Source organism: Pseudomonas fluorescens, from assembly GCF_001902145.1.
GTDB classification, from domain to species: domain Bacteria; phylum Pseudomonadota; class Gammaproteobacteria; order Pseudomonadales; family Pseudomonadaceae; genus Aquipseudomonas; species Aquipseudomonas fluorescens_BV.
In genome coordinates, this window is record NZ_MRST01000008.1 from 25017 (window position 1) to 33426 (window position 8410).

The 8410-nt window shown below is 58.8% G+C and carries 7 protein-coding genes and 1 pseudogene; 2 read left to right on the top strand and 6 right to left on the bottom strand.

Annotated elements, in window-relative coordinates:
- Window positions 1-192: 192 nt before the first annotated feature.
- The 6 genes from BUE92_RS00230 to acs form a co-directional block, all read right to left on the bottom strand.
- Window positions 193-957, bottom strand: coding sequence for an ABC transporter ATP-binding protein (locus tag BUE92_RS00230; protein WP_073521457.1), 765 nt, complete (start codon window positions 955-957; stop codon window positions 193-195).
- Between the two features lie 27 nt (window positions 958-984).
- Complete coding sequence (locus BUE92_RS00235) at window positions 985-2097, bottom strand: succinylglutamate desuccinylase/aspartoacylase family protein (RefSeq protein ID WP_073521458.1); 1113 nt, start codon at window positions 2095-2097, stop codon at window positions 985-987.
- A 1-nt stretch (window position 2098) separates the two neighbouring features.
- Window positions 2099-2797 (bottom strand): ABC transporter permease, encoded by a 699-nt coding sequence (locus BUE92_RS00240; protein ID WP_003193625.1) that lies wholly within the window; start codon window positions 2795-2797, stop codon window positions 2099-2101.
- On the bottom strand, window positions 2794-3483 hold the full coding sequence (locus BUE92_RS00245; protein WP_003193627.1) for an ABC transporter permease: 690 nt from the start codon (window positions 3481-3483) through the stop codon (window positions 2794-2796). The genes BUE92_RS00240 and BUE92_RS00245 overlap by 4 nt, the downstream gene beginning before the upstream one ends.
- Window positions 3484-3574: 91 nt before the next feature.
- Window positions 3575-4360: an ABC transporter substrate-binding protein gene (locus BUE92_RS00250; RefSeq protein ID WP_073521459.1), complete on the bottom strand. Its 786-nt coding sequence runs from the start codon at window positions 4358-4360 to the stop codon at window positions 3575-3577.
- 693 nt (window positions 4361-5053) lie between these two features.
- Window positions 5054-7009, bottom strand: coding sequence for an acetate--CoA ligase (gene acs / locus BUE92_RS00255; RefSeq protein WP_005790645.1), 1956 nt, complete (start codon window positions 7007-7009; stop codon window positions 5054-5056).
- A gap of 397 nt (window positions 7010-7406) precedes the next feature.
- On the opposite strand from acs, the gene BUE92_RS00260 reads away from it, so the two are divergent.
- Together BUE92_RS00260 and BUE92_RS27515 are read left to right on the top strand one after the other, a co-directional pair.
- On the top strand, window positions 7407-7676 hold the full coding sequence (locus tag BUE92_RS00260; protein ID WP_034128473.1) for a DUF2790 domain-containing protein: 270 nt from the start codon (window positions 7407-7409) through the stop codon (window positions 7674-7676).
- 557 nt (window positions 7677-8233) lie between these two features.
- Window positions 8234-8410, top strand: a pseudogene (locus BUE92_RS27515) (ribonucleotide-diphosphate reductase subunit beta); the annotation flags it as partial.

An 8410-nucleotide genomic window follows, 5' to 3' on the forward strand; every position in this document is an offset into this window, starting at 1 on the left:
GAAAGAAGCTGTGGGCCAATGCTAGCCCGTAAACCAACACAAATCTCAAAAACAATGAAGACCTGCTCTCCTGTAGGAGCGAGCTTGCTCGCGAAAAACCTGAGTACGCCGCGGGGTATCAGGCTTCCCGCGTTACCGTTGAGGATCTTCGCGAGCAAGCTCGCTCCTACAGGGGTAGGGTGGCAGTCTTGATTATTTCAAACTGCCGGAGAGGAACTGCTGAAGGCGCTCGGACTGCGGGTTCACCAGCACTTCCCGCGGGTTGCCATGCTCTTCAACAACGCCTTTGTGCAAAAACACCAACTGGTTCGACACTTCACGGGCAAAGCCCATTTCGTGAGTCACCACCACCATGGTGCGGCCTTCCTGGGCCAGGTCCTGCATCACCTTGAGCACTTCGCCCACCAACTCCGGGTCCAGCGCCGAGGTCGGTTCGTCGAACAGCATCACCTCGGGCTCCATCGCCAGGGCGCGGGCAATCGCCACGCGTTGCTGCTCACCGCCGGACATATGGCCGGGGAACGCGTCCTTACGGTGGCTCACGCCGACCTTGGCCAGGTAGTGCTCGGCCTTTTCACGGGCTTCTTTCTTCGAGATGCCCAGCACGTGCACCGGGGCTTCCATCACGTTTTCAAGCGCGGTCATGTGCGACCACAGGTTGAAATGCTGGAACACCATGGACAGGCGCGAACGCATGCGCTGCAGTTGTTTAGGGTCGGCGGCCTTCATGGCGCCGTCTTTGTTCGCGACCAGTTTGAGCTCTTCGTTATTGAGCAGAATCTTGCCGGCGTGGGGTTGCTCGAGCAGGTTGATACAGCGCAAAAAGGTACTTTTGCCCGAACCACTGGAGCCGATGATGCTGATCACATCACCGGCTGCGGCAGCCAGGGACACACCTTTGAGTACTTCATGACTGCCATAGCGTTTATGCAGGTCTTGGACTTCAAGCTTGTACATGCGGTCGGTTCTCACAAAAACAGGTGGTCAGTCGTTGAGCAAGCGCCCGTGACGCAGCGCTTCGCGCCCCGCCACCTTGGCCAGCCAGAAACCCGCTTGGGCATAACGTAGCCGTTCAACGGCAAACAACACCCCCGAGGTACCCGCGCAAATAGTGCTTACGCGGTCGGTCAGGGGGTCAATCACTTCAAAAATCTCGTCGCCGGTTTCTACCCAATCGCCCGCTTTACGCAGGTAACTGATCACCCCGGCATGGGGCGCGAACAGCAGTTCGGTGCCCTCGAAAGGCACGCCTTCGCAAGGTTCGTGTTGCGGCGCGGGCCACTCGCCCTTGATCAAGCCTTGTTCGGCGAGGAACGCAAGGATGCCTTCGGCGTGGAAGATGGCTTCATCACGGCCTGTGTCGGCCTGGCCACCCAACTCCAACGTCGTTGCCAGACAGGCCAGCGGAATCTGCGCCTCGGGGAACAGGCGCGACAAACGCAGCCACGGCAACGAGCACGCCTCGTCAAACGAACTGCCGCCGGAATCTTCCGCCAGCAGGCCGACCGTCACATTCAGGTGTGCCGACAGCGACCGCCACTGCGGCCAGTGCTGGGGCAGCGCGTACATGTGCAGCGCGGCTTCGGCGTCGCAATGCAGGTCAAGCACCACATCGGCAGTACAGGCGTGGCTCAGCAAGATGCGTTGCATGCCTTGCAACTGGCTGCTCGGCTCGGGCAAGGCGTTGAGCGCATCGCTCATGGCCTGGCGGATCAGGCGCACATTGGCGTGCGGGTCGTCCCCCAGCTTGCCTTGCAGCAAATCGGCCACCGGCTCGCTCAGTTCGACGAAATCGCGGTTGAAATTCTTGCCGCTGCCGACTTCGAAACGCCCCTGGTGGCTGCCCTGCAACAACTGGCCGAGACCCATCGGGTTGGCGACCGGCACCAACTCGATCACGCCATTAAGCGCGCCTTGCTGTTCCAGCTCCACAAGGCGCTTTTTCAGTTCCCAGGCGGCACGCATGCCAGGCAACTCATCGGCGTGCAGGCTGGCCTGGATATAGGCCTTGCGCTCGCCACTGCCGAAACGAAACACGCTCAGCTGGCGCTCGCAGCCCAAATGCCCCCAGGGCAGCAGATGATCGATACGTTCCATATCAGTGCTTCCGGGGAGCCAGGTAGCTCAGCCAGCGGCGCTCGGCCAACTTGAACAGACGCACCAGGATGAAGGTCAGGCACAGGTAGAACACGCCGGCGGTGATATAGGCTTCGAACGGCAGGTAATACTGAGCGTTCACGGTACGCGCGGCACCGGTGATGTCGATCAGGGTAACGATGGACGCCAGGCTGGTGGTCTGCAGCATCATGATCACTTCGTTGCTGTACTGCGGCAGCGCGCGGCGCAGGGCCGACGGTAACAGGATGCGGCGGTACAGCTTGTAGCGCGACATGCCCATGGCCTTGGCCGCTTCGATCTCACCGTTAGGCGTGGCCTTGAGGCTGCCGGCGATAATTTCGGCGGTGTAGGCGCTGGTGTTGATCGCAAACGCCAGGCACGCACAGAACGTCGCGCTGGACAGCAGCGGCCACAGGAAGCTTTCGCGCACCACTTCGAACTGCGCCAGGCCGTAGTAGATTAAAAATAGCTGCACCAGCATCGGCGTGCCGCGGATCACGTAGGTGTAAAGCCAGGCCACTCCGTTGACGATCGGCTGCTTGGACACGCGCATCAAGCCCAGGGGCAAGGCCGCGAGCAGGCCGAAGAACAGCGAGATGGCGAGCAGTTTCAGGGTGGTCAGCAAGCCGCCAAGGTACAGCGGCATGGCCTCCCAGATGACGTTGTAGTCGAAGATCATAGATCAGCCGCCCTTACGCCTACCGAGTAGCGCTTCTCAAGGTAACGCAAGGCCAGCAACGACACGCTGGTGATCACCAGGTACATCGCCGCCACTGCGAGGAAGAAGGTAAAAGGCTCGCGGGTGGCGTCTGCCGCCTGCTTTGCCTTGAACATCATGTCTTGCAGACCTACCACCGAAATCAGCGCGGTGGCCTTGGTCAATACCAGCCAGTTGTTGGTGAAACCGGGGATCGCCAGCCGAATCATCTGCGGCACCATCACCCGGAAGAACACCTGGAAACTGCTCATGCCATACGCAAGGCCGGCTTCGGCCTGACCCTTGGGGATGGCCATGAAGGCGCCGCGGAAGGTTTCCGAAAGGTAAGCGCCAAAGATGAAACCCAGGGTGCCGATACCGGCGGCCAAGGGGTTCAAGTCGATATAGTCGTCAAAGCCCAGCAACGGCGCGACGCGGTTGAGCAAGTCCTGACCGCCGTAGAAAATCAGCAGGATCAGCACCAGGTCGGGGATCCCGCGGATCACCGTGGAGTACAGGTCGCCCAGCCAAGCCAGCCAGCGTACCGGCGACAGGCGTAGCGCGACCCCGATCAGACCCAGAACAATGGCCAAGGCCATGGACGACAAGGCGAGCTGAAGCGTCAACCATGCGCCATCGAGGATGACGGCCCCGTAGCCTTTCAACATGATTCAGGTCCTCGAAAAGGGGGATGAAAAAATGGCGCAAACTTCAGGATGACTGTTGCTTGCGCCATTTCGGACAGACAGCTGCGATGAGTTACTTGGCGTCAGCGCCGTAAATATCGAAGTCGAAGTACTTGTCCTGGATTTTCTTGTATTCGCCGTTGGCACGGATTGCAGCGATGGCCGCGTTGATGCGTTCAAGGTTTTCCTTGTCGCCTTTGCGCACTGCGATGCCGATACCGTCGCCGAAGTATTTGGCTTCGGTGAACGATGGGCCTACAAATGCGTAGCCTTTGCCGGCGTCGGTTTTCAGGAAACCGTCTTGCAGCAGGGTGGCGTCAGCCACGGTACCGTCGAGACGACCGGCGGACACATCCAGGTAGATTTCGTTCTGGGTGCTGTAGCCCTTGATATTCGCACCTTTTGGCGCCAGGACTTCACGAGCGAAACGGTCGTGGATCGAACCGCGCTGCACACCGATCGTCTTGCCTTTGAGTTCATCCAGGCCGTCGCTGACGGTGGTGCCTTCCTTCATCACCAGGCGCGCTGGGGACAGGTAGTAGCGGGTGGTGAAGTCCACGGATTTCTTGCGATCTTCAGTGATGGACATGGACGACAGGATCGCGTCGATCTTGCGCACTTTCAGCGCCGGGATCAGGCCATCGAATTCCTGCTCGACCCAGGTGCACTTGACGTCCATCTGCTTGCACAGGGCGTTGCCGATGTCGTAGTCAAAACCGACGATGCTGCCATCCGGCGCCTTCGAGGCAAACGGAGGGTAAGCCGCTTCGATACCAATTTTCAGCGGCTTGCCTTCGGCGAAAGCCTGCATGGACAGCACGGACAGCGCCAGGGCGCCCAACAGCACGAGTTTCTTCATCTTGGGACTCCATCGGTATAGGGCAAAAACAGCAGTATGAGCCATGGCCCACGATGCGGCGAAGGTGTAACCGAATAGCGGTGCTGCGTCCTGCGCGGGCGACACCTGCGACGACGAGCGAGTGATCGGCATTCTAACGACAGGCAGGAAGCCGATATTTCCTCAATGCGACAACAATTTACAGAAGCACTGAGAAAGCGGTTCCAGCACATTGACAGCCTCTGAGTTTTATGCAGAGACAAAAGATATTAAACCTGATGATGCTGCAAATTGCGGGCCTATTATTCGCAAACCCTTCTAGCACAGCAAGTCTGGCGTTTAATCTTATTTTCAGGGGTGTCTAGAACGCGTTTTTCGGGGCGTGGGCGTGGTCCATTGCCCCAGGTTTGTGCGGGTGGTTACACATTTGAGCGGGCCGGTAACATTCAGAAACGTCATACCGGGAAAACCGATATTTATTGGCTTGGTTGTGATGCGACCCTATTAGACCGCCACCACTGCATGCTATGGAGTGCACACCAAATGTGGGAGCGGGCTTGCTCGCGAATGCAGGGGGTCAGCTAGATATGAGCCAACTGACCCACCGCTTTCGCGAGCAAGCCCGCTCCCACAGGGAATTCGCATCGGCTCGAACTCCTACAAAAAAGCCCCACCCGGCTTGCACCGAATGGGGCTCTGTCCCACCTACCCCGCTTACGCGACGTTCATGGTCTTGTGCGTTTCAATCAAATGCGCCACCACGCTTGGATCTGCCAAAGTAGAGATATCCCCCAACCCATCGTATTCAGCCGTGGCGATCTTGCGCAAAATGCGCCGCATGATTTTCCCCGAGCGCGTTTTCGGCAACCCAGGCGCCCACTGGATTACATCCGGCGAGGCAATCGGCCCGATTTCCTTGCGCACCCAGTTCTTCAGCTCCAGGCGCAGCGCTTCATTGGGCTCTTCACCATTCTTCAGGGTGACGTACACATAGATGCCCTGCCCCTTGATGTCGTGGGGCACGCCGACCACCGCCGCCTCGGCGACTTTGGGGTGAGCAACCATGGCGCTCTCGATCTCGGCGGTGCCCATGCGGTGGCCGGACACGTTCAGCACGTCATCCACACGGCCAGTGATCCACCAGTAACCATCCTCATCGCGACGGGCGCCGTCACCGGTGAAGTACATGCCGCGGAAGGTCTTGAAGTAGGTGTCGACAAAACGGTCATGGTCGCCGTACAGGGTACGCGCCTGGCCTGGCCAGGAATCGAGAATCACCAGGTTGCCTTCGGCGGCGCCTTCGATGATGTTGCCCAGGTTGTCCACTAGCGCCGGCACCACACCGAAGAACGGCCGTGCCGCCGAACCCGGCTTCAACGCATGGGCGCCTGGCAGTGGGCTCATCAGCGTGGCACCGGTTTCGGTCTGCCACCAGGTGTCGACGATCGGGCAACGGGATTGGCCGACGTTCTTGTAGTACCAGTCCCAGGCTTCCGGGTTGATCGGCTCGCCCACCGAACCGAGCAGGCGCAGGCTGCTGCCATCGGCGCCTTCACAGGCAGCGGTGCCGGAGGCCATCATGGCGCGGATCGCAGTCGGTGCGGTGTAGAGGATGTTGACCTTGTGCTTGTCGACGATCTTCGCTACTCGAGTGATATCCGGGTAGTTCGGCACGCCTTCGAACAGCAGCGTGGTCGCGCCATTGGCCAGCGGGCCGTAGACGATGTAGGTGTGGCCGGTGACCCAGCCGACATCGGCGGTGCACCAGTAGATTTCGCCCGGGCGATAGTCGAATACGCGCTCGTGGGTCAGGGCCGCATAGAGCAAGTAGCCACCGGTGGTGTGCTGCACGCCTTTGGGCTTGCCGGTGGAACCGGAGGTATAGAGGATGAACAGCGCTTCTTCAGCGCCCATCTCTTTTGGCGCGCAAACGGTGCCCGCTACTTTCATCAGGTCTTCGTACCAGATGTCGCGATGCTGGTTCCACTTGATCGCACCATTGGTGCGCTTGCACACGATCACCTTCTGGATACTGCTGGTTTCCGGGTTGGTCAGTGCATCGTCGACGTTAGCCTTAAGCGGAATTTTCTTACCGGCGCGAATACCTTCGTCAGCGGTAATCACCACTTTCGACTTACAGTCGATGATGCGGCCGGCCAGGGCTTCCGGAGAAAAGCCGCCAAACACCACCGAATGGATCGCGCCGATGCGGGTGCAGGCCAGCATGGCGACCACGGCCTCGGGGATCATCGGCATATAGATAGTCACCACGTCGCCGCGATGCACATCCTGGCCGCGCAGGGCGTTGGCAAACTTGCAGACTTCTTCATGCAGTTCGCGGTAAGTGATGTTGCGGCTCTCGGCAGGGTCATCGCCCTCCCAGATGATTGCGATCTGGTCGCCACGCTCGGCGAGGTGACGGTCCAGGCAATTGTAGGAAACGTTCAGGGTGCCATCGGCGAACCATTTGATGTCGACATGGTGGTCGTCGAAAGAGGTCTGCTTGACCGCGGTGAAAGGCTTGACCCAGTCAAGGCGCTTGGCTTGCTCGCGCCAGAAGCCATCGGGGTTGACCACCGACTGCTGGTACATGGCCTTGTAGGTCGCCTCGTCGGTCAGCGTGTTGGCTGCTACTTCGGGGCGAACGGGGTACAGGGAAGCCGCACTCATCTTTCTTACCTCGGTGACATAGTTGTTGTTGTATGGCCCCTGTTGTAGCCGGGGTGGGCCTATAGAACCATTCGACGATGGTAGTAACAAGACCCTACAAATTGCCCTGCTATGCCTTTTCACCGCTCTGGCCCGCGTGCTGCGGCGCCTGGCAGGTTTCTGAAAAAATCTTGATTGAGGGATTGTTACAAAAACCGCCAAAAGTGTTTATCAAAAGCACGGGTATATGAATATAACGCGCAGGCCTAGAATCAACTCCGCCAACACGGCACCGAGATTAACAACGCAACAGCCCCCACGAAGGCAACGTTAATCCGAACTTCCCAACTTTTAAGTGACACACGCGGCCTCACCAGGGCCCCGTGCCCCCTTTCGCCCTGAAGAAGGTAATGAAGAAATGAAAGCGTTATTAGTGATCGCCCTGAGCAGCTTGTGCGCCACCGCCGCCCTGGCGGACGAAGCCCCGACTGAACTGGCCGGCCAGAACGCCCCGATTGTCGAGGACTACACCTATAGCACTCACTTGGATGTTGCCAAAGTCTTGTCCATGAGCAGCATTCCAGAAGTTTGCGAAGTTGTACCGGTGAAGATGGAATATGAAGATTCGCAAGGCCAGCGTCATATTCTTAACTATCAAGTGATGGGCAATGGTTGCTCTAACGGCTAATAACTTCTGAAGTTGGATTCTTAATTGCCGCAAGAAATCGTTCTTGCGGCCAAGAACCCGCCCTTGAATACACCACACATCAGTTGTGGGAGCTGGCTTGCCTGCGATGGCGATTTCGGCCACGACCACTGTTCTTGCGTCCCCTTCCCCTGCCCCCAAAAAAAACATCCCCCGCCCGTCAAAAATCGCCACCCCCAGCAAAGCCTTGCAAACACTCGCTTTGGCCGAAAACCAAGTCATTTTGGCTCTCCCCAGTGACCATCCGCCACAACACAAACCCGATTTTTTCCCTATAATGCGCGGGTAAATCGGGCCTGCAATATCCCTTTACACAGGGACGAAACGCCAGACCTGAGGCCTGCGCTGGAGCAAGCACCTACCGCTCCGCCCCTCAAGCCTCATGCAGGACCCGTTACGTAATTTCCGTTTATTTGCCTGCGCGAGCTGCTGCAACAAACGATTCCTTAAGATCCACCGCGGCCCAAGGGCCGTGTGAACACCCAACCATCCGGTTTCACACGGGCACCTTTGAGCCCTCACGCAGGAGACGACACGTCATGCTGAGCTGGGACGAATTCGACAAAGAAGAAGAAGGCGAAGTAGCCGCCAAAGGCGCCAACGCCGGCCACGCCACCGAAGCCAACATGGACCGCCTCGACGGTGCCGGCGCTGCCGCCGCCGTGGAAGCCCGCGCCGTCACTGCCAACGACTCCGCCGCCATCGTGCGCGCCAAG